The sequence below is a fragment of the Nocardia sp. NPDC050408 genome (genome assembly GCF_044458905.1).
Lineage (GTDB): Bacteria > Actinomycetota > Actinomycetes > Mycobacteriales > Mycobacteriaceae > Nocardia.
Genome location: NZ_JBITIL010000003.1, coordinates 90542 through 115413, shown reverse-complemented (window position 1 = coordinate 115413; position 24872 = coordinate 90542). Strand labels below are relative to the sequence as shown.

The following is a 24872-nucleotide window of genomic DNA, read 5'->3' as shown; positions in this document are numbered from 1 at the left end:
GGCGCAAGCCCGCGCGCGGCAGACGCTGATCAGATGGCGCGGGCACCCAGCACGTTGTCGACCAGGCCGTAGTCGACGGCCGCGTGTGCGGTGAAGACGCGGTCGCGGTCGGTGTCGTGACGTAGCCGCTCGGCGGGTTGCCCGGTGTGCCGCGACAGAATCGACTCGATTTCGGCGCGCATCCGCACCAGTTCGTCGGCCTGGAGGATCAGATCGGGAATCGCGCCCTGACCGCGGGCGGCTGGCTGGTGCAGGACCACCCGGGCGTGCGGCAGCAGGGAGCGGCGACCGGGTTCGCCTCCGGCCAGCAGTACCGCACCGACAGCGATGGCTTGGCCCACGCAGGTGGTCGCCACCGGAGCCTTGATGAATTGCATGGTGTCGTAGACCGCGAGCATTGCGGACAGATCGCCGCCCTCGCAATTGATGTACAGGCTGATCTCCTGCTCCGGACTCTCCGACTCCAGGTGCAAGAGTTGCGCGATGAGTGCGTTTGCCACACCGGAATCGATCGGAGTGCCGAGGTAGACAATCCGCTCGGCGAGCAGGTGCGAGTAGATATCGGTGATCCGCTCGCCGCCGCGCGGATGCTGGGCGATCACATTGGGAATGGTGTAAGTCATGCCGAAATTCCGATCCGCTGGCGCTGCGGCACGATCTGCCCGAACGAGCCGACAATGTGGTCGATGAAGCCGTACTCCTTGGCCTGCACCGCGCTGAACCAGCGGTCGTGCAGCGAATCCTCATAAATTCGGTCGTACGGCTGGCCGGTGTCGCCCGCGATAATGCCGAGCACCGTCTCCACGGTGTAGCGCAGGTCATCGGCCTGCACCTCGACGTCGACCGCACTACCGCCGATTCCGGCCGAGCCCTGATGCATCAACACCCTGGCGTGCGGAAGGGCGAACCGCCGCCCAGGTGTACCCGCGGACAACAGGAATTGCCCTGCACTGCAAGCCAATCCGAGCGCCAAGGTGGAGACTTCGCACGGCACCAACCGCATCACATCGCGAATGGCCAGCATTGCCGGAACCGAACCGCCCGGGGAGTGGATCCACAATGAGATCCCCGCATCGGCATCCTCGGCCGCCAAGGTGAGCAGCTGTGTCATCAGCAGCGTGCCGTTATCGTCGTCGAGCGGACCGTCCAGCACCAGAATCCGCCTGCTGAGCAACTGCTCCCTGGCGCGCCAACTGAACAACGGTGTCTTGTCATCGTGAGCCATGACTCCACCGTGCCGCGCGCCTACCGGAAAAATCTCGCCACGCTGCCCTCAGCAGATCTGCTCACAGCAGCGTCAGTCGTGCGAATGCGCATGAATGCGCGCCTGCACCTCGGGCCGCCGCAGCAGCGGCACGTTCTTCGGCGGCACCTTCCGCTCAGGCAATTGTTCGAGCAACCGCATGGTCGCGGCGGCGATCTCCTCGACTGCGGCGTCGACCGCAGGGCGCGTAGCTGCGGAGATGCTCGACAATCCGCCGACCTTACGGACGTACTGCAATGCGGCAGCATGCACTTCTTCCGGCGTGGCGGCGGGCTCGAGCCCACGCAGGGCAGTGATATTTCGGCACATAACCTGAGGCTAGCTCGGGTTGGTCTGGGATTTAAGGGGCCGACCGGCGATGAGTTCGGCGGCGAACGACACCGCTACTCCACCTTTCGGATTGCCAGCACACTGCCCTCGGCGTCGGCGGACAGGTAGAGGGTGCCGTCCGGCCCGGCCGCGATCCCGGCGAAGGGACCCTCCGGCCCGAAGAACGGCGGTATCCCTCGCAGTGGTTTCGGGGTGATACCGGGCGGAGCCCCGACGGGCAGACCACGGGCTATGGTTTCCCGGGCGTTGCTGTCGAGATCGACGCTGAGCAGAGTCTTGGCCCCCGCATCGACGAGATAGAGCCGCCCGCCGCGTACCAGGATGCCCTGGGGCTGGTTCAGATCGTCCACCACCGTGTCGACGCCGGAGCCGATGATCGAGACAATCCGTCCGGCACCCGATTCGGCGACGTAGCAGGTGCCGTCCGGACCGAACGCCACGCCGACCGGCTCCCGCAGGCCCGAGGCCAGCACCTCGACCTGGCCGGACCGGACCGAAAGCACTCTGCCCGTGCCGAACTCGGCGGTCGCGACGAGCCCGCCCGGTGCGACGGCCACGCCGTAGAGTTGATCGAAGCCCTGCGCAAGGATTTCGCTGTCGCCACTCGCGGGGCGGTAACGGGCGACCGCGCCATTGGCGGTGGTGACGATGAATTCGCCGCCACCGACGGCACTCACACCGCGCAGGTGTCCCGGAAAGCCCGGCAAAGAGAGCATTCCCAGTATTCGCGGCTCACCTCCCGGGCGCAGGACATAGAAATAGGTCCAGTCGGCGATATAGAGGTTGCCGTCCTCATCGACGGTCAGATCCAGCGGCCAATTCAATCCGCCGGGCAATATCGCTCGAGTCTCACCACCGCCGAGGATCTCGGTGATCTCCCCGGTGAAACTCGAGACGAACAGCCGGTCGCCCACGAAAGTACAGTTGTCGAGTCCGGGCGGGAGGGCGGCCAGGACACTGCGCGCACCGGTGCGGGGATCTATGCGCAATACCTCGCCGGAATACACCTGGGTGGACACGATGAAGCCCTCGGAATCGAACTTCACGGAATCGGGGACGCCGAGGTCACCCGCGACCCGCTCCGGCTCGCCGCCCTCGGGATCGATCCGCCAGATGTCGTTGCTTCCCATGACCGGGTAATACAGCAGGCCGTCGGGTCCGACCTCCATGGCATTGGGCATGGCGAGGTTGTCGAGCAGTACGCGCGGCGCGCCGCCGGACAGATCGAGCTCCATCAGGCGGCCGCCGACACGACACTCGTTCACGAACAGACGCCCCCGGTGCACGGTGATGCCGTTCGCGGCGGGCAGGTCGTCGCGCAATATCCGGGTGCGGCCATCGGTGCCGCGCATGCTCACGCGGCCTTCCATGGGCTCGGTGGCGAAGAGGTCGCCCTGCGGGCCGAAGGCCACATCATCGGGACCGATGACATCGCCGCCCTTGGCGCTGATGGTCTCCAGTAGGCCGGTCTCGACATCGAGGGCGCTGATCTGACTGCCGGTGACCTGCGCCACATAGATGCGGCCGTCCGGACCGGTGCGCAGGCCGTTCGCACCGAACAATCGGCTCGGTGGAGTCAGCCGTTCCAGCCGCCAGCCGTCGGCCAGGCTCGGTGTAGCGGTGCCGGTGTAGCGCGTTTCGTGAAACACGATGGGCCCCAACTACTTCAACATGCTCCCGGCATCGACTGTCATAGGTAGACCGGTCACATATCGGGCTTCGTCCGACGCCAGGAACAGCACCGCATTGCTGATATCCACCGGTTCGACCCAGCCGACCGGGAGCACGTGCATTTGCTGCGCGACCGGGGCGAGATCGTCAGGGCCGGGGTTCTCCAGATCCGGACGGAACAGCCGCAGTGTGCTGTCGTTCATGAACATCGGGGTGTTGACATTGGTCGGGTGCACGGTGTTGACCCGGATGCGGTGCCGTCCCAATTCGACGGCGAAGCTCCGCATCATGCCGACAACCCCGTGTTTGGCGGAGACATAGTGACCGATGTTCTGGTGAGCCTTGAGTCCCGCCACCGAGCTGGTCAGGATGATCGACCCGCCGCGCCCGCCCGACAATAGGTGGGGCACACCGGCTTTCACCGTCTTCCAGACGCCGGACAGGTTGATGTCGATCACGGCGTCCCAGTCCTTCGCATCGGTCTGGTCCAGTGTCGCGCCACCGATGCCGATACCCGCATTGGCCACGATGATGTCCAGCCGGCCCAGCTGCTCCACACCACTGTCCACTACGGCCCGCAGCGAGTCGAAATCCCGGACATCGACCTCGGCCGTGATGACGCGGCGGCCCAGGCCCTTCACCAGATCCGCGGTCTCGGCGAGATCGTCCGGTGTGGACGCCGGAATGCCGCTGCTTCCACCGACCGGTTTGCACACGTCGATCGCAATGATGTCGGCGCCCTCCTGCGCCAACCGCACCGCGTGACTACGGCCCTGACCGCGTGCCGCACCGGTGATGAAGGCGACCTTGCCGTCGACCCGCCCGCTCATGAATAACCTCATTCGTCGCAGATCGAGCACGTCGATGCTCGATACCCATCTGTCAGTCGTTCACTGACCGATTCTCAAGAGTTTCACTCCCGAATGCGAGAGTATCATTCTACTCTAATCGAGAGTGGCATTCTCGAGTTATCGCCGCCGCCCTTCTTCGCCACGAAAGGCTGACGAAACATGACCGACCTGGCGTCCGTCGACTACTTCTCCGATCCGGCCATCGCTCAAGACCCGTACGAATACCTGGACTACCTGCGCAGTCGGAACCCCGTATTCCGGGAGCCTCACCACGGGGTCGTGGTCGTCACCGGATACCGAGAGGCCATCGAGGTCTTCCGCAATTCGGATGACTTCTCGGCCTGCCTCTCGGTGAGCGGGCCGTTCCCGCCGCTGCCGTTCCAGCCGGAAGGCGAGGACATCAGTGCCCAGATCGAGGCACATCGGCCGCAGTTCCGGATCTCCGAACACATGGTCACCATGGATCCCCCAGATCACACGCGCACGCGTGCGCTGCTGGCCCGGCTTCTGACGCCCAAGCGGCTGAAGGAGAACGAGGAGTTCATGTGGGATCAGGCCGATCGGCAGTTCGACGAGTTCCTCGCCAACGGTCGCTGCGAATTCCTCGGTCAGTACGCCAAACCGTTCGCCACGCTGGTCATCGCCGACCTCCTCGGCGTACCCGACGGCGACCGCGACGAGTTCCGGGCCCGGCTGGCCGGTCAAACGACTCCGGGCAGTATCGAAGGATCGATGTACCAGGACGCACCGGGCACCAATCCGTTGGAGTGGTTGGACGACACCTTCAGCGCGTATATCAGCGAGCGACGAAAGAAGCCGCGCAACGACATTCTCGGCACCCTGGCGTCGACGCTGTATCCCGATGGGTCCGAACCGTCGGTGATCGAACTCGTGCGACCGGCGACGTTCCTGTTCGCGGCTGGACAGGAGACGGTTACCAAACTGCTCAGCGCAGCGGTGCGGGTCCTCGCCGAGAAGCCCGAGTACCAGCGGATGCTGCGCGAGGACCGCAGCCTGATCGCCGGGTTCATGGAGGAATCACTGCGCATCGAGAGCCCCACCAAGGTCGACTTCCGGCTCGCCCGCACACACACCACCGTTGGCGGTGTGGACGTCCCCGCCGGGACCGTGGTGATGCTGTGCATCGGCGCGGCCAATCGCGATCCCCGCAAGTTCGAGGACCCCGACGAGTTCCAGCTCTACCGCCGTAATGCCCGCGAGCACATCGCGTTCGGCCGCGGCATCCACACCTGCGCGGGTGCACCGCTGGCTCGGATGGAAGGGCAGGTCACGTTGAACCGGCTACTTGATCGAGTCATCGACATCACCATCGACGAGACCTTCCACGGTCCCGCGGGCAACCGCAGCTACCAGTACGAGCCGACCTTTCTGCTACGCGGACTGCGGGAGCTCCACATCGCCTTCTCCGCCTAATGCGGTCTTCCCAAAATGAGAGTCACGTTCTACCCTATTCGAGAGTATCGTTCTACTAATTGCGATAGTCGCGTTCTATACGTTATGCGGGAGGTGATCAGTGGACTCCGACGCGTTCACCGGCGTGCGGGTTGTCGAGCTGGCGCAGTGGGTGTTCGTGCCCGTGGCGGGTGCGCTGCTGGCCGACTGGGGCGCGGAGGTCATCCGGGTCGAACGTCCCGACGGCGATCCGTATCGCCAGTTGGCCACGCAGGGCATAGGCAGCGACAGCGCCGGTGTGAATCTCTCTGTGGCCCTGGCCAATCGGGGTAAGCGATCGATCTCCATCGACCTGCACTCCGAGCGCGGCCGCGAACTGCTCGACGAGATACTGGCCACGGCGGACGTCTTCCTCACCAACTTCCGGCCGGGCGCGCTGCGCCGGCTCGGACTGGACTCCGACAGGCTGACGCGGCGCCACCCCCGGCTCGTCTACGCCCGGGGCCACGGCTTCGGCAGCCGAGGCCCCGGCGCGGATAAGGCCGGCTACGACTCCTCGGCGTTCTGGGCCCACGGCGGCGTGGCCCACATGCTGACCCCACCGGAGCGGGACTACCCGATCAGCCAGCGCGGCGCGATGGGCGACCGAAACGGCGCGATGGCCTTGGCTTTCGGCGTCGCAGCGGCACTTTTGCGGCAGCAGCGCACCGGCTCGGGCACGGTCGTCGACGTCTCACTGCTGGCCACTGCCATGTGGATGCTGTCCTCCGATGTGCTCTCCGCGCTGGCCGGAAACCCGCCACAGGCGGTATCCGGCCGCGGCGGTTCGGTCAATCCGCTCGTCGGTGCCTACCGAACCAAGGACGGGCGGCACATTCAACTGGTCTTCCTGGAGTCGGACCGGTATTGGGCGGAATTCTGCCGCCTGATCGGGCGCGACGACCTCGTCGACGATTCCCGCTTCGTGGATCTGGCCGCCCGCGCCACGCACCGCGACGCCTGTGTGGCCGAACTCGAGACGGAATTCGCCAATCGCACCTTCGACGAATGGAAGCAACTGCTGTCGGGACTGGACGCGCCATGGGCGCCCGTGCAGGCCGTGGCGGAACTGCTCGACGACCCGCAGGTGCTGGCCAATGGATACCTCGGCGAGGTCGATATGGACAACGGCCAGTCCTACCCCCTGCCCACCGGACCGGTGCAGTTCGACGAACGACCGCCCACCCTGCGGCGCGCACCCGAACACGGCGAGCACACCGAGCAGTTCCTACTCGAGTTGGGCTACTCGTGGGATGGGATCATCGGGCTCAAGGACGCGCGGGTGATCCCGTGACGGTCGCGCGTCCACTACCGATCCCCGACGCCCTCACCGCCGACTACTGGTCGGCAGCCGGGCGGCACGTCCTCACTCTGGCTCGATGCGGCCGGTGTGACCGGTTCGCGCTGCCGCCCGGGGAAACCTGCCGTCGGTGCGGCACCTCCACACCCGATTTCCGGTACGAGCCGGTGAGCGGGCGCGGCACGGTGCGGTCGTGGACGGTGATCCGAAAAGCGTCGCTGCTCGGCTTCGCCGATCAGGTGCCGTACCTACTCGTCGATGTCGAACTCGTAGAGGCGTGCGGAATCCGCATGATCGGACGGCTGCTGAGCGGTCCGGAAACCGTTGTGCGCGTGGGCGATCCGGTACGGGTCACCTTCGAGGACCTCACCGATGACCTCGCTGTTGCGGCCTTCGAGCTCGCGACGAACGCGGGCAGCACAGCGGTGACCTCGTGACCGGGCGATTCCCCGCGGGCTGCCGGGTCGCCGTGGTCGGATACGCACACAGCGCCGTGCGACGCCGATTCGATCGCCCACTCGGCGCGGTAGCCGTCGACGTCGCACGCACGGCGATCGCCGACGCCGGACTCACACCCGATGCGATCGACGGATTCGTAACCTCCGCCATGTTTCCGACCGCGGGCGCACACGCCGTGAGTGACGGAACCAGCACCGTAACCGCCAACTGGCTGGCCGACCGGATCGGCACCGGCCCGCGGTACGTGGCGAACTTCCAGGGTGTCGGCCAGATACCGGGTTCGGTGGCGTTGGCGGTCAACGCCATTGCCGCCGGTGCCGCGGATTACGTTGTGCTGCATCGGGCTCTGCACAATCCGGCCGGTGGCTATCACGACAATCCGCTGACTGCCGTCGCCGGGCCGCAGCAGTGGACCGTGCCGCAGGGCTACGGCGGCCCATTGCCGATGATCGCGTTGCCCTACAACGAATACCTGCAAAGGTACGGCGCCGATCCGGACGCGATGGCGGCCGTGGTGGTCGAGGCGCGCAAGAACGGGGCAACCATCCCGTGGTCGTACTGGCATGGACGGCCGCTGAGCACCGACGACTATCTTGCGGCGCCCATGGTCAGCGACCCGGTGCGGCGCCCGGACTGCGATATTCCGGTAGACGGCGTGGCGGCCTTCGTGCTCACCTCCGCCGAGCGCGCCCGCGACCTGCCGCACCGACCGGTGTACATCGCCGGGTACGCGAGCAGCGGCCCGACACCGCCGCGGTTGCCGTCGCACTGGCCGCTCGACGACATCATGGCCGGTGGCGCCGAAACCGCGCGGCGACTATGGGCGGCCGCCGGGGTGGGCCCCCGCGAGGTGGACCTGCCGCAGCTGTACGACGGGTTCTCACCCTTCGTCTACTTCTGGCTGGAGGCACTGGGCCTGTGTCCCGTCGGCGAGGCGCACCGCTTCGTCCGCGACGGCGGCATCGACAGCGACTCCCCTACCGGGCTTCCGATTCTCTCCGGCGGCGGCGCCCTCGGCAACGGCCGCATGCATGGCATTCCACAGATGCTCGAGTGCTATCTGCAACTGGCCGGGCGGGCGGGCGCCCGGCAGCGCGCCGCCACGGTCGCCCTCGCCTGCCATTCCTCACCGCACTACGGCGGCGCCGTGGTCTACACCAGCGAGCCGTTATGACCTGCACTGCAAGGGAAATGGAGACCAGAACATGGCGATGATCCTCGCCGAACGGCGATCATATGTCGCCGGCTCCTGGGTGACCGGTGATGACGTTGTCGCCGTGGAGAATCCCGCCGACGAATCACTCGTCACCGAACTCGCCGCCGCTCCGCTGACCGAGATCGGACGCGCGATCACTCAGGGGCGCCGAAGTTTCGACAGCGGAGTCTGGGCCGATGCACCGGCGACCGAACGCGCCCAGACGCTACATGCCTTTCTCGATCATGTCGAAAAGGCTCGAGAGCAACTAGTGGCGACCATGGTTGCCGAGGCCGGCCAGCCGCTCGCGTTCGCGGAGCAGTCTCAGTTCCTGTCCGGAATGATGCTGGCCCGCAACACAATAGAGTTGTACCTCTCGATGCGGCACGAGCAGGCCGGCCAAGTCCCGGTCGACGAACTCACGCGAGGCCGGGTGGCGTTGAGCGTCCGCCGCCACGAGCCGGTCGGTGTGGTCACCGTGATTACGCCCTATAACGCGGCGTTCGTCCTGGCGTTGCAGAAGATTATGCCCGCCCTGATGGCCGGCAATTCGGTCATCCTGCGGCCGAGTCCACTGACACCGATCTCCTCGCTCATCTTCGGCTCCGCGGCCGAGGCGGCGGGCCTGCCGCCCGGCGTCTTCAGTGTCGTGGTGGAGTCCGGATCGGCCGGTGCGCAGCTGTTGACCAGCCATCCGGCGGTCGACATGGTCTCGTTCACCGGGTCGACCGCTGTCGGTGCCCGAATCGGGGCACAGGCCGCACCGACCATCAAGCGGGTGGCGCTGGAGCTCGGCGGCAAATCGGCACAGATCTATCTCGCCGACGCGGTCACGAAGGCTGCTGCGGGCGCTACCGCGGTGGTCGCCCGGATGGCCGGCCAGGCTTGCGTCGCCGCGACCCGGATGCTGGTACCGCGAGAACACAAAGACGAGGTGCTCGAGGCCGTCTCGCGCGCGTACGCGAATCTGACGGTGGGCGCGCCGACCGACCCGGCCACCGCGATGGGCCCGCTCATCAGCGCCGCGCATCGGGAACGCTGTGAGCGGCTGATCGAACAGGCCGTCGGCGCGGGCGCCATCGTCGGGTACGGCGGCGGACGGCCCAAAGGACTCGACCGCGGCTACTACATCGAACCGACCGTGCTCGATGTGCCGGACAACTCGAATCCCGCCGCGCGGGAAGAGATCTTCGGCCCGGTCCTGGCGGTGCTGGGATACCGCGATCTCGACCACGCCGTCGAAATCGCCAACGATAGCGACTACGGCCTGTCCGGACAGGTCTACAGCACCGATGCCGCCGCCGCGACCGCGATCGCCCGGCGACTGCGCACGGGAGCGGTCAACGTCAACACGGCACTGTTCAGCGCCTACGCACCCAGTGGCGGCTACAAGCACAGCGGCCTCGGCCGCGAACGCGGCCCGGACGGAATCCGGGCATTTCAGGAACTCAAACACCTTGTCATCGGAGAACTCCGATGACCGAAGCCCGACCCGAAGGAGTAATCGTGCCCTCCGACCTGAATCTCGATTGGTTGATCTCGGTCGACGACCACATTCTCGAACCCCCCAACCTGTGGCTGGACCGGGTGCCGCGCGCGGATCGCGAGCGCGCACCCCATATCGAGGTCGACGCCGACGGTATGGACTGCTGGGTATACGACGGCAAACGCTTCCCCAGCTCCGGCCTGAGCGCCGTCGCCGGGAAGTCGAAAGAGGAGTTCAGCCCGAAACCGTTGCCGTACAGCGAGATGCGACCCGGCTGCTACGACGCCAAGGCCCGTATCGAGGATATGGACCGCGCGGGAATCCTTGCTTCCCTGTGCTTTCCGACGGTGACCCGGTTCTGCGGCCAGCTCTTCTCCGAGGCCAGCGATCGTGAGTTCGGCTTTGTCTGCCTACAGGCGTACAACGACTGGATGGTCGAGGACTGGTGCGCCGCCGCACCGGGCCGCTACATCCCGCTGGTGCTCATTCCACTCTGGGATCCGAAACTGGCCGCCCGCGAACTGGAACGCTGCGCCGCCAAGGGGGCGACCACTTTCGCCTTCTCGGAAAACCCCGCGCCACTGGGCCTTCCGACGATTCACGACGCCGGCGGGTACTGGGATCCGGTGATGGCCGCGGCCAACGATTTGGAGATGGTGGTGTCGATGCATGTCGGATCGTCGTCGACCGTGCCCCAGATCGCTCCCGACGCACCGTTTCTCGCGAATCTCGCCTGGGGCGCGACCCGCACCTCGGGAGCCATGCTGTCCTGGCTGTTCAGCGGAATGTTCCAGCGTTACCCGAAACTCAAGATAGCGCTGTCGGAAGGCGAGATCGGCTGGATGCCGTATTTCCTGGAACGCGCCGAGCAAGTGCTCGACAAGCAACGTCACTGGGTGAAGAAGGGCGTGCGGTTCGGCGAACACGCGGCGAGCGGCAACATCGATCTGGATACCCTCGATATCCGCGCCACCTTCCGCGACCACATCTTCGGCTGCTTCATCGAGGACAGCCACGGCATCGCCAGCATCGACGTCCTCGGCGAGGACAACATCATGTGCGAAACCGATTACCCGCATTCGGATTCCACCTGGCCCAACTGCATCCAGAGCGTGAGACACCTCATCGGCCACCTGCCACCGGAAACCCAGTACAAGATTCTGCGCGGCAATGCCGAACGGCTGTACCGCTTCACTCCGGCCGCACCACCGGTGCTGGCGGCAGTCTGATCCGACTGTTGCCCATCCCGGCCGGTCGGCGATCGGCACCGGCCCGACCGGCACCGTGGCCGAACGGTGCCGGTCGGGCCGACACCACCGAGGGCCGACCACGGATGTCGGGCAGGAACCAACCGCGGTTTACGGTCGTCGTATTCGCCCCGACGCGAGAGGACAACTGCTGTGCCTACACAGAAACCCCCTGCCCCCGATTCCCCCGCGGAGGCGCCACTCTGGGCCGACCGGGCGGCGGAACGCTCCCGCTCGGTGCAGCGGTCCAAGGCCCGCAGCCGGGAGCAGACGCAGTCGATCGTCGCGGCCGCACGCCGACTGTTGCAGACCGAGGGCGCCACGCTGACCACGCAGGAACTGTCCAAGGAAGCCGGCATCGCCCTGCAAACCTTCTATCGGCACTTCGCAGGTAAGGATCAGCTGCTCCTGGCTGTGTTCGAGGACGTCGTCAGCGAGCGGGCCGGCGAGGTGGAAGCCGCCGCGCGGGAGCTGCCGGACCCCGTGGCACGTCTGCGCTTTTATCTCTTCGAGATACTGCGCTCGCTGCGCGGCGACGGCGGCGGCATAACCGGGGCGCGCTTCATCACCGCCGAGCATTGGCGGCTGTACCAGCTTTTTCCGGTAGAGATTGCCGAGGCCAACCGGCCCTTCGTCGATCTCGTGGAGCAGGAACTGCGAGCCGCCGCGGCCGCCGGTTTGCTCCGCCCCGCCGATCCATCCACCGATGCCTGGCTGGCGCTGCAACTGGTCACGGCCGTCTTCCACCACTACGCGTTCGCACCCGCACCCACCAGCGTCGACGACGTCGCAGAACAGGTGTGGGCATTCTGCCTGACCGCCTTCGGCGGTCCCCCCATCGAAAGGTAACCGGACCGCAATGGAGCATGGGCCCCTGTTTTCCAAAGGCCGCGATCTCGACGCTACGGTCGCCGCGCTGCGCCCCTGGCTGGCCGATCGACTCGGCGTCGCCACGGTCGAGATCGATCGGCCCGATTACCCTCGCGGCGCGGGCTTTTCGAATGAGACCATCCTGGTCACGGCTCGCACCGGGCAGTGCGTCGAAGAGCTTGTCGTGCGCATCGCACCGGCTCCGGAACATCAGGTGTTCTTCGAACCGAAATTCCATATCCAGTACGACATACTTACAGCTCTGGACGGGCACCCCGAAGTGCGGGTGCCGCGGGCCCTCTGGTTCGAGAACGACCCCGCGGTTCTCGGACGCCCTTTCTATGTCATGCGGCGCATGCACGGTCGCGTGCCGGTCAGCATGCCGCCGTACAACTCCTCCGGCTGGCTCGCCGAGGCGACTCCCACGCAGCGAAGAACGTTGTGGGACAGCGCGATGCGCCAGCTGACCGCGATTCACCGGCTGCCCGTGACGACCGTATCGTTCTTCGACCGGCCCGAGCACGGCGCGGCCGGTGACACACAGCACCTGTCGTATTGGCGCAGCTATGCGCACTGGGCGTTCGGCGAGGACATTCCCGATGTCGTGCAGGCGCTGCTGGATTGGCTGGGCGAGCACCGGCCGCCGCTGACCCGGCCCGGAGTGTCGTGGGGCGACGCACGCATTGGGAATATGATGTTCGACAACGACTTCCACGTCGTCGGGGTAATGGATTGGGAGCAGGCGTCGCTGGCCGGCCCGGTGGCCGACCTGGCTTGGTGGCTGCTGTTCGACGAGTCGCTGTCGGTCGGTCAGGGGGTACCGCGGCTCGACGGACTCGGCACCCGCGCGGAGACCATCGCGCTGTGGCAGGAGCAGACCGGCCATTCGATCGACCAGTTGCACTGGCACGAGGTATTCGCTCGAGTCAAGGCCGGACTGCTCAGCCTGCGCAGCCGGCGCACCATGCGACTACCGACCGATGCGGGCGCCCGCCACTTCGGCTATCTGCACCAGGCGTGCGACCTCGCGGGAATCACTGTGGCGCAGGACGTTCGATGAGTACGGCGAATAATTCGGCACCGGCCGACGAAGCGGTGGTGCTGTCGCCCGACTGGCTCACCCCGACGCTGGGCCGACGCTATCCGAATGCCGTCGCGACGGGCACCCATATCGTCGAGCGACTCGAGACCGTGGCTACCAAACTGCGGTTCCGCGTCGACTACGCACAGCAGACCGACGCCCCCGCCGCCTTGTGCGCCAAGGGCTATTTCAACCCGGCGCGCCGACGTACAACTCGCGCCGAGGGCGATTTCTATCGCCTTGTCGCACAGGATCTTCCGGTCCGCACGCCGCCGTGCGTGCATGCCGCGGTCGACGACGACACCGGACATGCCCTGATTCTCATGCACGATCTGGTCGCCGCCGGGGCCCGGTTCCTTGATCCGACCACGACCTACAGCGCCGAGCGAGCCGCCGCGACACTCGAGCAGCTCGCCGCGCTGCACGCGGCCAGCTGGGACGGGAAACGCCCTGAGCTGTCTGTGCTCTTTCCCCCTCGCCTCGTTCGATTGTCGGGTCATCTGAGCGCCGAGCAGCTCCAGGGACTGCTCGATGACGGGCGGGCACAAGGGATTTCGCAGGACGTCCGCCGCGCCGACCGCCTCATTGCGGCGATGGCGGCCATGGACCGGCTGCGCGCGGCGGAGCCGGTGTGTCTGGTGCACGGCGACCTGCATACCGGCAATATTTACGAGCTGCCCGACGGCCGACCGGGTCTCATCGACTGGCAGGTGGTCCAGCACGGGGTGTGGGCCCTCGACGTCGCCTATCACCTGGCGACGGTGCTGGACCCGGACGAGCTCGCCCGCCATGAGCGTGCGCTGCTCGACCACTATCTCGACCGGCTGGCCAACCACGGCGTCACGCCGCCGGATCGGAACCGGGCCTGGTCGCTGTATCGAGCGTATCTGCCGTACGGCTTGTTCATGTGGGCGATCACCCGTGCGGTCGACCGGCCGGTTATCGAACATCTCACCGTACGGCTGGGCCAGGCGGTCGAACGGCACCGCAGCCTCGACCTGCTCGCCGTATAAGCCCGTCGAGACCCCACTCCTGCAACATTATCCGACCTCATTCTGGTGGGTGCCGCCATCCGGCGGCACCCACTAGACGCATATCGACTACACCGCAGAGTCCGCGCCACCGGTGGCGGGCTTGCGGCCGTGCCGCATGAGTACCGCGATGACCAGGGCGATCACGGTGGTCACGAGGACAACCCAGAAGCTCTGGGTATAGCCGCTGTCGGCGAACACGTGCGGTATCGCCCGCGTCGACGACTCACCCGCGACATCGATATGCGCGACGACCGGACTGTTGTTCAGCAGCGCGGTGGCGATCGCCATGGCGACTCCGCTGCCCAGCGCCAAGGTGACCCCGAGCATGCCGGCGCTGATGCCCTGCTGCTCCGGCGGGACGGCCTCCACGATGAGATTGGGCAAGGCTGCCCAGAGAAACCCGAAGGCGACCCCCGCCACCGAATACAGCGCCAGGTAGGTCACCCAGTTGTAGTCCGCGACAACGAATCCCAGGCCGGACACGGCCAGCAGGCCTAAGGCGATGATCGCGGGGATACGGGCACCCACCCGCCGGGTCAGCAACCCGGCGAACGGACCGACGATCATACCGATCAGGCTGGCCCAGATGCCGATGTGCAGCGCGTACTCCAACAGGCTGAAGCCGTTCCCGTAGCTGTAGCCCGGATCGAAGGTGACCTCGACCGTCGCGGCGGGCAGATTCGCGCCCTTCGCCTGAGCCTGGTCGACTACACCGTCAATCACGTTCTGGCGCAGTCCATCCTGATTCGGGGATTGAGTCATGTACCCGAGGGCCATCGGCTGCACGGCGGTGATGCCGATGCTGAAGATCGCCACCAGCAATACGAGGCCGAGCTTCGGATCGAGAAGCAGCTTCATATCGATAATCGGCCGCCGGACGCGTGATTCGACAATGAAGAACAGCATCAGCAAAGCCAGGCCGGCGATCAGCCAGGCCAGCCCGCTCGGCGTGCCCCAGCCCCAATCCTGGCCGTTGTCCAGGTAGAGCAGGGTGAGCACCGCGCCGCCGGACAACAGCACCACGCCGTAGGGGTCGACCCGGTCCGGCACTCGAACCGGGGATTCCGGAACCACGGTCAGCAGCAGCGGCGTCAGCACGAGAACGAACGCCGCCATGAACCAGAACAGTGCCCGCCAGCCGAAGCTGTCGACGAGTACGCCGCCCACCAATGGACCCACGACGCCGGTGAACCCGACACCGGTACCGATCAGGGCGAGACCGATCGGAACATACTTGCGCGGCAAGAGGTCTCGGACCAGCCCGAAGGCAATGACCTGGGTGGCCAGCGCGAACGCCGAGAGCCCCCGCCCGACCAGGAAGACGGTCCAGTTGCTGGTGAGCGCACAGATCACACTGCCGAGGAGGAACAGGGTCCCGCACAGCAGCATGATCTTCTTCTTGCCCCAGATATCACTGGCCTTGCCCAGCAACGGGTTCGCGGCGACGCCGACCAGCCCGAGAATAATGAGCGCCCAGGTGATATTGCCGCCGACGGTGTCGAAGGTCGTGGTCATCGGCTGCAATGCCGCGACCACCATCGTGTACTGCAATGGACCGACCTCGGTGTACAGGACGACGACGGCCAGGACGACACCGATGCGCAGCCGGGACGCGCCGTCCATCCGGCCGGTTTCCGGTCTGCCGGTCTCGCCCGACGCGGGAGTGGATTCGATGGTGGACATGAGAACTCCAGGAGATGAGTGACTGAGGACACGGGCTGAATCGGCGAATTCACAGGTCCCGCAGGCGCTGGCGAACGAGGTACTTGCGCACCTTGCCGCTGGCGGTGCGGGGAAAGTCGGCGACGATGAGGATCTGCTCCGGCCATTTCTGTTTGGCGAGTCCCGCATCGGCGAAGTGAGCGCGCAGGTCCTCGAGAGTCGGCGCGACCGCGCCGGAATGCAGCCGGAGCACGGCGGCGACGTGTTCGCCCAGGCGATCGTCGGGGGCGGCCACGGCGGCGGCCTCGGCGACGCCGGGCATGGTGATGAGGATGTCCTCGACCTCGAGGGCGCTGATGTTCTCGCCACCGCGAATGATCAGGTCGGTGGTGCGGTCGGTAATGGTGAGGTAGCCGTCGGCGTCGAGCGTGCCGACATCGCCGGTGTGGAACCAGCCGTCGGCGTCGAACTTGGCCGAGGTAAGGGCGTCGTCGGTGTAGCCCAAGCACAGATCCGGTCCGCGACTGAGGATTTCACCGTCGTCGGCGAGACGTATCTCCACGCCCGGCTCAGGGTCACCATCGGTGTACAGCCGCTTGCTCTGCGGGACGAAGTACTCGGACGCGGTGATGGACGGGTGCTCGGTACTGCCGTAGGACCGCGCGACCTTGATATCGAGCGCGGAGAGCCGCTCGGCGACGGCGGCCGGCACGGGCGCCCCACCCAGACCGGCGTACTTCAGCAGCCGCAGGTGCGCGGGGGTGAACTTCTCGTGGTCGAGCAGGCTGGTCAAGTAGTAGGGGACGCCGCCGGTGACGCTGATGCCGCGGGTCGTCATCAGGTCGAGGATCAGATCGGGATTCCACACGTCGACAAGATCGACCGGCTTACCGTCCAGAACCGGAACGAGAAACGCATTGAGCATGCCGATGAAGTGACCGACCGGAGCGGCGGTCACCTGCGGGTAGAAGTCGTCCGGGCGACGCGCAGCGAGCTGGCGGGCTTCGCACCCGAGGGTGCGGTGGCTGTGCACGACACCCTTGGGCGCGCTGGTGGTGCCGGAGGTGAACGCGATCAACGCCGGACCTGCCGGGTCCACCTCCGCGACCCCCACGAACGGCGCGTCGGCGAGCAGAGTGCCGAAATCGGTGCCGGGACAATCGCCGTCCACCACACCGACAATGGGAACGTCCGCGGCCACCGCGGGGTCGTAGTCGAGCTTGCCGAACCGCTGGGCCGTGATGAACACCCGCGGCCGCACCTGGTCGAGGATGTATCCGACCTCCTTACGACCGTAGATGTGCACGATGGGAACCACCACCGCCCCGAGAAACTCCGCCGCCCAGAATGCGGCGGCGGCCTCCATCCAGTTGGGCAGCTGGAAAACCACCACATCGCCGGACCCGACCCCCCGGGCGCGCAGCCCGGCCGCCAACCGCCGGGCGACCGATTCGACCTCGCCGAAGGTTCCCGACCACGGCCGAACCTCCGAATACACCTCGAATCGGGCGTCCGGTGCGGCGGTGAGTCCGCCGGCCAGAAGTTCCCCGATGCTGTGGCGGGTCCACCATCCCGCACGTTCGTATCGTTCGACCAGATCGGGAGGGACTGTGCGCATAGTTGAAGCTCCAATTGCCCGTGACGTGGAACCGGCGGATTCACTCCGCCGCACCGTCGGGAGATGCAGGATCGCCGGGCCCGACCCGACGGCGAGAGTCCGACTCTACTTCAGAGTAGAACGTAATTCTCGTTTCTGAATGTCAAATTGGCAGATTGTCAGAGTTCCATTCGCGTCACGGTCATGCGGATGCGGGATTCGGAGGCCGCGTCCGCTCGCGGCGAATCCGCCCGGACCGAAGCACGCCGGGCGATCCTGGTACCCCAGCATCAGAAATCCGACCGCTGCAGCCCAGAGGAGACGGCGGCCCCGATTCATACCGCTCGTTCGGACACGTTCAGCGGATGGTCATCGCCGTCCTGGCGCGACGGCGGTCGCCGACTCGGCGCGCACCTCGCGTCGGTAGGCGAGGTTGATCCGAGCCGCACCCCAGGACAGCGCCCAGATGAGGATCAGCGAGCAGATGAGTACGACTGTCGATGCCGCGTCGATCAGCCAGGAGGGGCGATCGAATGAGCGCTCACGTTGGAGCACAGTGATTTCGGGGACGAAGGAGCGCGTGAACTGGTCCAGTGCCGGGACTTCGGCGGCATCGATGCCGCGGTCATGAGGCATGTAGATCGGCAGTGCGGTGAGCATTCGGCCGTCGTGCAGCCGCAGGATTGTCTTCCAATTACCGTATGCCGGAACCGGTTTCGTACTGACATAATGTCCCTGGCCGACCCTGCGCAGCTGATCGATCACCAGTCCGCGACCAGGGCTCGAGGACCCGATGCCACCCTGCCAGGCCAGAATCTGCACCCACTCGGGATCAGCACCGACCAGGTCCTTCGGTGCCAACGTGATATCGGCGTTGACCATCCGACCGGCGTATGCCGCTGCGGCATCACGCAATTGGACTGTCGCGGAGGCATTTTCAGGAACATCGACGCGTAGGCCATTCGCCGTGGCAGCCGCAGTGATCAGCACCGCGGCTATCACGATGCCACGGCGAATCACGATGCGCGGAAGCTCTTCACCCCGCAGGACCATGCCGAGCAGGACGCCGACCGCACCGCCCGCGACACCCACGGGCAGCGCCATGAGCAATAGCTCCGGCCACATACCGCTCGGCCAGGAATCCACGAACACCCCCGCCACCCATAGCGATTCGAGCCAGAGCCCAATAGTGGCCGCGACCAGTCCGGTCAGCGCACCCCACCATACGGGTCTGGACATGGGCAGCAGCGCCATCAGTTCCACGATCAGCGCGATACCGAGATACAGCGGAAATACGTTGTGCGGCGCAGCGAGCAGCGGACCGACCAAGACCGCCAAAACGGTGCGGACGAAGATCGCGAATACCACCGCCGCCAATGCACCGCCGCGCCCGAGCGTGTAGCGCGCCGAAATCAGTGCGATCGTACTCGCGGCCGCGATCAGCATCGGCTGGAAAACCAGACGGAATTGTTCGACACCGAAATCGAATTCGACCTGATACACCGACAGGCCGATCAGCAGACCGCCGAAGGCGAAGGTGCGGATCAGCCACAGCAGTGGTCCGTCGGTGCGATCCGGATCGGGGCGGTCCAGGCGGCCTTCGAATTCCAGCAGCAGCACGGCGACCAGCGACAATCCGGCACCGCCGATCAGCATCAGATGCGTCGGACCCCACAGGGTGACGTCCTGGCCGAACAGTCGGTGCCAGATGTCATCGAGTGGGAAGCCGATAAGGGCGTACAGGCCGGCCCCCGCCATCAGTACGCCGCCGACCGGCGCGTACCAGTCACGGGTGATCCGAATGGCGGCCGGACCCGGTTTCTGGTCCAGCGGCAGGATGATGGCCAGCATTCCGGCCATGAACAGGAAGAACAGGCCGATCATGATGAAGTAGTGCGCCGGATTCGCTAGCGGGCCCTCGTCGCGGCCCTTACCGATATGCAGGCTCACATCCCAGATGAAGCCGAATAGCGCGGTGAGAATGGTGGCGATGAACAGCGCGAGCGGCAGCGCGACCCAACCCGGCCGGTTACTCAGCCGCCCGAGCCGATCGGCGGCAGTTTGTAGCCAGGTGATGCGGCGGGTGCGGTGCAGATACCCGACGACGACCAGCACGGCCGCGATGGCGATCGCCGTGCCGGTTAGCACCGCGACCTGGTCGAGTGCGGCTCCACCCCCCTCGGACCCCCGCGCAAATAGCGCTGTTACCTGCCTCATCACCTGACACTTTCCGGTGTTGGCGATCCTCGCGTGGCTAACCGTGCGCAGTCCGCGCCGTTGCGGGCCTCGTCCTCATCGACGGTGCCGGGCAGCCCCGCATATCACTTGGACCTTCAGTTTCCGAAGGTCGGCATGTATGTCGCATACCCGCTGGCGAGAGGGTCAATCCGGTGCCGGTGAGCGCCCTGGCGGATTGGCTGAACTCCCAGCCGACAGGCACTTTCGATGCCCGTTTGCATCCAGTGACGCCGGGTAGTTGCCGAGTATGGGTAGGCGTGATGGTTTGGCCCCGTGGTGGATCGAGGCGCCGACGGCGGCGATAACCGGTGCGGTGCGCACCGGGGTTTCGACAGCCGTCGGACTGGGCGTACAACTCGTCGAGGCACCGTTGCATGCGGCCGAAGCTGTGGCCGATGCCGCGACATCGGTCATCGACACGACCGCCGCCGGAGTCGACGAATTGGCTTCCACACCGGAGAGCCCGCTGGGCGAGGACCTGCTGGATCTGGTCGATCCGCATGAGCGTCGGGCCAACCGTCGGGTGGCCCTGCGTGACAACAAGGCGACGATCGAAGTGCGTGGGCTCAGCTCCGAGCGTGGCGCGGCGCTGGCACGGATATTGGACGAGCGGCTCGGCAAGTTACGCGGTGTGCGGTGGTCACAGGTGAATGCGGTGACCGGTCGGGTGGTCGCCACGCTGCGCGACGGCGCGACCGCGCTGCCAGAACTGCTCGAGGCCATCGAGGGGATCGAGGCCGATAATAATGTCGCCGAAGTGGACTGGAGTCGCAGCGTCGAATATCCGGAGGACCGGGAACCGTTGCTGGCGGCGGGAATTCAAGTGGCGAGCGAGGTATTCGCCATTGCGGTGTCCACGGTCGGCGCACGGCTACCGTTCGGTGGTCCGGCGCGCGCGGTGCGAGCGGCGGCCACCTTCGTCGACACCCAACCTCGACTGCGGGGAATGCTCGAATCGCGATTCGGCCGTTCCCGCGCCGATATGGCCCTGACGATTGTCACCGCGATCGGAACCGCATTCGGCGAAGACGCCGCCGACGGAATTTCGAGTCTGCTTGCCGACACTGCCCAGCGCACCTTTCTACTCGGCGAGGCCATCGCCCAGCGTTTGGAGTGGCGCAACTGGGAGTCCGAAATGGTGTGCCGCGAACAACCCGACGTAACCGAGCCCCTACCGCCCTACACCCGCCCCACCGACATACCGGGCGGCCCGATCGAGCGCGTCGCCGACGAAACCGCAGCCGGATCGCTCGTCGGCACCGCCGCATTCGTCGGCCTCGGCCGCCTCGGCGATGCCGCCGACGCCCTCGGACTCGGCGCACCGAAGGCCGCACGAGCCTGCCGCGAGGCCTACGCCGCCAGCGTGAACATGGCCCTCGCGCGTGCGGGAGTACTGACATTGCACCGGGGTGCGTGGCGGCGCTTGGACCGGCTCACCACGCTGGTGATCGACGGCGAAGCGCTGCTCACGTCACGTCGACTGGTGCTCGATGTCGAGTCGGCCGATGACGAATGGTCGATGGGGAAGGTCTGGAGCGCAGCGCAGCGATTGCTGTGGTCCTCAGATGAGCAGACCCCGACAGAGAGCTGGGGCGCCACTACGAAGGGTGAGGAGGGGGCTACCAACGAAGGCAACGGACAGGCCGCATCGGGGGATAGCGAGGAGAGCGCACTCCAGGGCGATAAGCACGCCGCAACCGCGGGCAACAAGAAAGCCGCGACGAATGGCAGCAAGCAAGCCGCCATCGTGGACTACAAGGCAGCCGCAACCGACGGCGACGAGGCGACCGCGTCAGAGCACGCGGCACTGCGACTGGTGCATCCGAAGAGCGGGGCTCGTGATCGCGGGGCCACCATCCGGCCGGTCTGGCGCGAATTGCGTGCCGGTGACCGCACGGTGGGACGTGTGCTGCTCGGTCGGGAGCTCGATCCGAGTGCGCACGATGTGTTGACCGCTGCGCGGCGGGCTGGGTTGCGGGTGGTGCTCGTCGCACATGAGGATGCGAACGAATTACGTTCGCTCGCTGATGAATTCGTTTCCGCGACGACGTCGATGAGCAAGCAGGTCGAGCGGCTGCAGCAGGACGGCCAGGTGGTGGCGATGCTGAGCCCCTGCGCCCACAAAGCGTTGGCCCGAGCCGACCTGGCACTCGGATTGTTCAGGGCCCATCACTGCGAACCACCGTGGGCCGCCGATGCCATCTGCCGGGATCTCGACCAGGTGCAGCGCGTGCTCGCGGCAGTCGCGCCCGCGCGGCAGGTCAGTGAACGCGGGCGCACCCTGGCTCTGTCGGCGTGCGCGCTCGGCGGCCTGCTGCTCGCTGTCACCCCGACCAGGAAGGCTCGAACAACACCGATGGTCGCCGCACAGCTGACTGCGCTGATGACCGGGGCGCGCAACGGCATTCGAGCGGCCACATCCGCACCACCCACCACTATTGCACCCCTATTGCCTTGGCACGCACTGGAACCCAATGAAGTGCTCGCACGCCTACCGCAGCCCCCGGCCCTCGACGAGCGGGCGATCCCGGCCCGAGCCGAACAGAGCCTGATCACCAAAACTCTCGCACCGATGACGTCCTTCGCCCGCCATCTGCGCCACGAGCTGGATGACCCGCTGACGCCGATCCTCAGCGTCGGAGCCGTCGCCACCGCCATACTCGGCGAGCCGTCCGACGCCATACTTCTCGCCTCCGTGCTGACGGTGAATGCGGTGATATCGGCCGCTCAGCGCCAGCGCGCTGAAAGCGAATTGCAAGACCTGCTCGAAGGCGAACAACTCACCGGCCGCCTGATCGACCGCGCGGCGATCGACGAGGCCGAACAGAACGAAGAATCCGTGCCCGCAGACGCTCTCGCCATCGGCGATGTCTTGGTCGTCCACGCGGGCGATGTGGTTCCCGCCGATGCGCGACTGCTGCGCGTGGACGAACTGGAAATGGACGAATCCGGTCTGACCGGCGAATCGGTGACGGTCGAGAAGAATCTCGCCGCCACACCCAGCGCGGCCCTCGGCGAACGCGCCTGCATGATCTTCGCGGGCAGCACCGTCGTGAACGGAAGGGGACTGGCCGTCGTAGTTGCCGTGGGCGCCGATACCCAGGCCGGACGCGCGACCGCGGGCGCGGTGCCGCCGGATAAGGGCGGCGTGCAGGCCCAGCTGCGGCAGCTCACCAATCGCGCACTACCACTCACCCTTTCGGGTGGGGCGCTGGTCACCGCGCTGGGCGGACTGCGCGGCCGGATGCTGCGCAATGCGATCTCCGACGGCGTCGCGGTCGCGGTAGCCGCGGTGCCGGAGGGATTGCCCCTGGTCGCCACAGTGGCGCAGCTGGCAGCCGCGCGTCGACTGTCGCGCTACGGCGTGCTGGTCCGCGCCAGCCGCACCGTCGAGGCTCTCGGCCGCGTCGACACCCTGTGCTTCGATAAGACCGGCACCCTCACCGAAGGACGGCTGCGGCTCACCATGCTGGCCGACCTGGACAACCAGTGGTCACCCGATGACGAATCCGATGATGCGCGCCGACTGCTACGCGCCGCCGCCCGTGCCTGCCCGGATCCGGATGACGGTCCGGTGCTGCACGCCACCGACCGCGCGGTCCTGGATGCCGCCGAAAGGCTCGGCGACGACGCGCACCGGTGGGATCCGATCGAGGAGATCCCGTTCGAATCCAATCGTGGCTACGCCGCGGTACTCGGCCAGACGACACGAAAATTGCGCCTGATCGTCAAGGGTGCACCGGAGGTGGTACTCCCCCGCTGCACCAAAGCTCCTACCGCGGAACCATTCTCGGACAACGTGCGCAAGCGCGCGCGGGAAGTCATCGATGACCTCGCCGAACAAGGCCTGCGCGTCCTCGTCGTCGCCCGCCGCGACCTCGCCGACCAACCCGATGATGTCGAACGCGCCGTCGACGAACTCACCCTCCTCGGCTTCCTCGGCATCGCGGACACCCCGCGCCCGCAGACGTTGCCGCTGGTAACGGCCTTGCAGGACAATGAAATCGGCGTGCGCATGATCACCGGCGACCATCCGGTCACGGCGGCGGCGGTGGCCCGCCAACTCGGCATTGCCGTGGATACCGTCACCACCGGTGCCGATCTGGATCGGCTCGACGATACCGAGCAGGCCGAACTCATCGAACGCAGCACCGTCTTCGCCAGGGTCGGTCCGGAGCAGAAGGTCCGCATCGTGGCCGCCTTGCGCCGCAATGGTCATGTGGTCGGCATGACCGGCGACGGCAGCAATGATGCCGCCGCCATCCGCAGCGCGGACATCGGAATTGGTTTGGCCGCAAGGGGCTCCGCGGCCGCCCGTAATGCCGCGGATCTGGTGCTCACCGATCCGAATCCACTCGCCCTGCTGCACGCGCTGGTAGAGGGACGCGGCATGTGGCAACGCATTACCGACGCGGTGGGCGTGTTGGTCGGCGGCAATGCCGGGGAGATCGCATTCACCATCTACGGCACCGTGGTCGGCGGGCGGGCACCGCTGGGTACTAGGCAATTCCTGCTGGTGAACATGCTCACCGATATGTTTCCCGCACTGGCCCTTGCCCTTTCACCGGATCGCGACAGCCCGGACCCGCGCGATGCGGAGCACGGTGCCGAGCAACGGGCGCGGCAATTGGCCGAAATCCCGCCTGCCAGTCTGGGTCCCGATCTCGCCCGCACGATCGCGGTGCGCGGCATAGCCACTGCGGCGGGTGCCTGCACAGCGTGGACCGTCGGCCGCTACACCGGAACCCAGCGCCGCGCGGCCACCATCGGACTGGTGGCGCTCATCGGTACCCAACTCGGGCAGACACTGCTCTCCGGCCACCGCAGTCCCCTGGTCTGGGTCACGACCGCCGCCAGCGGCCTGGTTCTCGGCGCGGTGGTCATGGTTCCGGGGGTGTCGGCCTATTTCGGTTGCACGCCACTGGGTCCCGTCGGCTGGACCATCGCCACCACCTCCGCCGCCGCGGCAACCGCGGGCTCGACGGTCCTTCCGCGTCTACTGCCCGACGCTGGCGAAAGCTGACCGCGCCGGTGCCACCTCGCCTTAGGTTTCCCGCTTTCACGGACAGCCGCTGGTTCCACCGAGTCGACTGGTTTTCACGGAGCGCCGCTGGTTCCCGCGGGCCGCCGTTCGT

At 66.5% G+C, this 24872-nt stretch carries 18 protein-coding genes; 10 read left to right on the top strand and 8 right to left on the bottom strand.

Annotated features, from left to right (window positions below; translation table 11 throughout):
- Positions 1 to 29: 29 nt before the first annotated feature.
- The 5 genes from ACIBJI_RS10260 to ACIBJI_RS10240 all read right to left on the bottom strand — a co-directional run bounded on the left by ACIBJI_RS10260 (position 30) and on the right by ACIBJI_RS10240 (position 4095).
- Positions 30 to 623, bottom strand: a complete 594-nt coding sequence (locus ACIBJI_RS10260) for an ATP-dependent Clp protease proteolytic subunit (protein ID WP_364350364.1) — start codon at positions 621 to 623, stop codon at positions 30 to 32.
- Positions 620 to 1225 carry an ATP-dependent Clp protease proteolytic subunit gene (locus ACIBJI_RS10255; RefSeq protein WP_364350367.1) on the bottom strand — a complete coding sequence of 202 codons (606 nt, stop codon included), beginning with the start codon at positions 1223 to 1225 and terminating at the stop codon, positions 620 to 622. The genes ACIBJI_RS10260 and ACIBJI_RS10255 overlap by 4 nt, the downstream gene beginning before the upstream one ends.
- A gap of 72 nt (positions 1226 to 1297) precedes the next feature.
- Entirely contained in the window at positions 1298 to 1573 is a 276-nt protein-coding gene (locus tag ACIBJI_RS10250; RefSeq protein ID WP_397083809.1) for a DUF2277 domain-containing protein, read from the bottom strand.
- A 74-nt stretch (positions 1574 to 1647) separates the two neighbouring features.
- Positions 1648 to 3243: an SMP-30/gluconolactonase/LRE family protein gene (locus ACIBJI_RS10245; protein WP_364350373.1), complete on the bottom strand. Its 1596-nt coding sequence runs from the start codon at positions 3241 to 3243 to the stop codon at positions 1648 to 1650.
- 12 nt (positions 3244 to 3255) lie between these two features.
- Positions 3256 to 4095, bottom strand: a complete 840-nt coding sequence (locus ACIBJI_RS10240; RefSeq protein WP_397083806.1) for a mycofactocin-coupled SDR family oxidoreductase — start codon at positions 4093 to 4095, stop codon at positions 3256 to 3258.
- 180 nt (positions 4096 to 4275) lie between these two features.
- Here ACIBJI_RS10240 and ACIBJI_RS10235 point away from each other — a divergent pair, with 180 nt between their 5' ends.
- From ACIBJI_RS10235 to ACIBJI_RS10195, 9 genes are all read left to right on the top strand, one after another.
- On the top strand, positions 4276 to 5550 hold the full coding sequence (locus ACIBJI_RS10235) for a cytochrome P450 (protein ID WP_396955656.1): 1275 nt from the start codon (positions 4276 to 4278) through the stop codon (positions 5548 to 5550).
- A gap of 100 nt (positions 5551 to 5650) precedes the next feature.
- Positions 5651 to 6862, top strand: a complete 1212-nt coding sequence (locus ACIBJI_RS10230) for a CaiB/BaiF CoA transferase family protein (protein WP_397083804.1) — start codon at positions 5651 to 5653, stop codon at positions 6860 to 6862.
- Positions 6859 to 7305: an OB-fold domain-containing protein gene (locus ACIBJI_RS10225; RefSeq protein WP_364350385.1), complete on the top strand. Its 447-nt coding sequence runs from the start codon at positions 6859 to 6861 to the stop codon at positions 7303 to 7305. The genes ACIBJI_RS10230 and ACIBJI_RS10225 overlap by 4 nt, the downstream gene beginning before the upstream one ends.
- On the top strand, positions 7302 to 8501 hold the full coding sequence (locus tag ACIBJI_RS10220; protein WP_397083802.1) for a thiolase family protein: 1200 nt from the start codon (positions 7302 to 7304) through the stop codon (positions 8499 to 8501). Before ACIBJI_RS10225 ends, ACIBJI_RS10220 begins: the two co-directional genes overlap by 4 nt.
- A 31-nt stretch (positions 8502 to 8532) precedes the next feature.
- On the top strand, positions 8533 to 10002 hold the full coding sequence (locus tag ACIBJI_RS10215) for an aldehyde dehydrogenase family protein (RefSeq protein WP_364350391.1): 1470 nt from the start codon (positions 8533 to 8535) through the stop codon (positions 10000 to 10002).
- Positions 9999 to 11237 carry an amidohydrolase family protein gene (locus tag ACIBJI_RS10210; RefSeq protein WP_364350394.1) on the top strand — a complete coding sequence of 413 codons (1239 nt, stop codon included), beginning with the start codon at positions 9999 to 10001 and terminating at the stop codon, positions 11235 to 11237. Before ACIBJI_RS10215 ends, ACIBJI_RS10210 begins: the two co-directional genes overlap by 4 nt.
- A gap of 255 nt (positions 11238 to 11492) precedes the next feature.
- Positions 11493 to 12104, top strand: a complete 612-nt coding sequence (locus tag ACIBJI_RS10205) for a TetR/AcrR family transcriptional regulator (protein WP_364350397.1) — start codon at positions 11493 to 11495, stop codon at positions 12102 to 12104.
- Between the two features lie 10 nt (positions 12105 to 12114).
- Positions 12115 to 13185 carry a phosphotransferase family protein gene (locus tag ACIBJI_RS10200; RefSeq protein WP_364350400.1) on the top strand — a complete coding sequence of 357 codons (1071 nt, stop codon included), beginning with the start codon at positions 12115 to 12117 and terminating at the stop codon, positions 13183 to 13185.
- Positions 13182 to 14219 carry a phosphotransferase gene (locus ACIBJI_RS10195; protein ID WP_364350403.1) on the top strand — a complete coding sequence of 346 codons (1038 nt, stop codon included), beginning with the start codon at positions 13182 to 13184 and terminating at the stop codon, positions 14217 to 14219. The genes ACIBJI_RS10200 and ACIBJI_RS10195 overlap by 4 nt, the downstream gene beginning before the upstream one ends.
- An 87-nt stretch (positions 14220 to 14306) precedes the next feature.
- On the opposite strand, the gene ACIBJI_RS10190 is transcribed toward ACIBJI_RS10195, so the two are convergent.
- The 3 genes from ACIBJI_RS10190 to ACIBJI_RS10180 all read right to left on the bottom strand — a co-directional run bounded on the left by ACIBJI_RS10190 (position 14307) and on the right by ACIBJI_RS10180 (position 19716).
- Positions 14307 to 15923 (bottom strand): MFS transporter, encoded by a 1617-nt coding sequence (locus tag ACIBJI_RS10190; protein WP_397083799.1) that lies wholly within the window; start codon positions 15921 to 15923, stop codon positions 14307 to 14309.
- Positions 15924 to 15972: 49 nt separating this feature from the next.
- The gene (locus tag ACIBJI_RS10185; protein ID WP_364350409.1) at positions 15973 to 17520 is read right to left on the bottom strand and encodes an AMP-binding protein; all 1548 of its coding nucleotides are present in this window, start codon (positions 17518 to 17520) and stop codon (positions 15973 to 15975) included.
- 348 nt (positions 17521 to 17868) lie between these two features.
- Positions 17869 to 19716, bottom strand: coding sequence for a hypothetical protein (locus tag ACIBJI_RS10180; RefSeq protein ID WP_396955648.1), 1848 nt, complete (start codon positions 19714 to 19716; stop codon positions 17869 to 17871).
- A gap of 268 nt (positions 19717 to 19984) precedes the next feature.
- Between ACIBJI_RS10180 and ACIBJI_RS10175 the strand changes: the two genes are divergently transcribed.
- Positions 19985 to 24760, top strand: coding sequence for an HAD-IC family P-type ATPase (locus ACIBJI_RS10175; RefSeq protein WP_364350414.1), 4776 nt, complete (start codon positions 19985 to 19987; stop codon positions 24758 to 24760).
- The last annotated feature ends 112 nt before the right edge of the window (positions 24761 to 24872 follow it).

What these genes read in the sequence shown, in the direction of transcription:
- ACIBJI_RS10235 (WP_396955656.1), top strand. Translation starts at nt 4,276, where the DNA reads ATGACCGACCTGGCGTCCGTCGACTACTTCTCCGATCCGGCCATCGCT.
- ACIBJI_RS10240 (WP_397083806.1), bottom strand. Translation starts at nt 4,095, where the DNA reads ATGAGCGGGCGGGTCGACGGCAAGGTCGCCTTCATCACCGGTGCGGCA.
- ACIBJI_RS10260 (WP_364350364.1), bottom strand. Translation starts at nt 623, where the DNA reads ATGACTTACACCATTCCCAATGTGATCGCCCAGCATCCGCGCGGCGGC.
- ACIBJI_RS10195 (WP_364350403.1), top strand. Translation starts at nt 13,182, where the DNA reads ATGAGTACGGCGAATAATTCGGCACCGGCCGACGAAGCGGTGGTGCTG.
- ACIBJI_RS10180 (WP_396955648.1), bottom strand. Translation starts at nt 19,716, where the DNA reads ATGAGGCAGGTAACAGCGCTATTTGCGCGGGGGTCCGAGGGGGGTGGA.
- ACIBJI_RS10210 (WP_364350394.1), top strand. Translation starts at nt 9,999, where the DNA reads ATGACCGAAGCCCGACCCGAAGGAGTAATCGTGCCCTCCGACCTGAAT.
- ACIBJI_RS10200 (WP_364350400.1), top strand. Translation starts at nt 12,115, where the DNA reads ATGGAGCATGGGCCCCTGTTTTCCAAAGGCCGCGATCTCGACGCTACG.
- ACIBJI_RS10215 (WP_364350391.1), top strand. Translation starts at nt 8,533, where the DNA reads ATGGCGATGATCCTCGCCGAACGGCGATCATATGTCGCCGGCTCCTGG.
- ACIBJI_RS10190 (WP_397083799.1), bottom strand. Translation starts at nt 15,923, where the DNA reads ATGTCCACCATCGAATCCACTCCCGCGTCGGGCGAGACCGGCAGACCG.
- ACIBJI_RS10185 (WP_364350409.1), bottom strand. Translation starts at nt 17,520, where the DNA reads ATGCGCACAGTCCCTCCCGATCTGGTCGAACGATACGAACGTGCGGGA.
- ACIBJI_RS10175 (WP_364350414.1), top strand. Translation starts at nt 19,985, where the DNA reads ATGGGTAGGCGTGATGGTTTGGCCCCGTGGTGGATCGAGGCGCCGACG.
- ACIBJI_RS10255 (WP_364350367.1), bottom strand. Translation starts at nt 1,225, where the DNA reads ATGGCTCACGATGACAAGACACCGTTGTTCAGTTGGCGCGCCAGGGAG.
- ACIBJI_RS10250 (WP_397083809.1), bottom strand. Translation starts at nt 1,573, where the DNA reads ATGTGCCGAAATATCACTGCCCTGCGTGGGCTCGAGCCCGCCGCCACG.